The sequence below is a fragment of the Vibrio sp. 970 genome, assembly GCF_033339075.1.
Genome location: NZ_JAWOTW010000832.1, coordinates 1 through 514 on the forward strand (window position 1 = coordinate 1; position 514 = coordinate 514).

Genomic DNA, 514 nt, shown 5'->3' on the forward strand with positions numbered 1-514 from the left:
GCCTTCTTCCATTGCTTCCAAAATACCGCGTGCGTCGCTTGTTAGGCCAGAAACACCTAAGAAGCCAGAAGCTTTGTTCAGTGAGTTGAACACTTTCTCTTGAGACCAACCTTTCTTCAGAAGGTACTCAATGATGCCTGGGTCAAGGTCACCACAACGTGTACCCATCATTAGACCAGACAGCGGAGTGAAGCCCATAGACGTATCTACAGATTCACCATTGTTGATTGCACAAACAGAAGCACCGTTACCTAAGTGAACAGAGATGAAGCTCGATTCTTCAATCGGCTTTTTGATCATCTTCGCAGCTTCGCGACTTACAAAATAATGACTTGTGCCGTGGAACCCGTAACGACGAATGCCGAAATCTGTGTAAAGTTCTTTAGCGATTGCACCAGTGAACGCACGTTGAGGCATTGTTTGGTGGAACGCTGTATCGAATACTGCAAATTGTGGAAGGCTTGGAAACGCTTCAACAGCAGCACGGATGCCGATAGCACCAGCTGGGTTGTGA

The 514-nt window shown here is 47.1% G+C and carries 1 pseudogene; it reads right to left on the reverse strand.

Annotated elements, in window-relative coordinates:
* Positions 1-514: pseudogene (locus tag R7Q11_RS29450) on the reverse strand (acetate kinase); the annotation flags it as partial.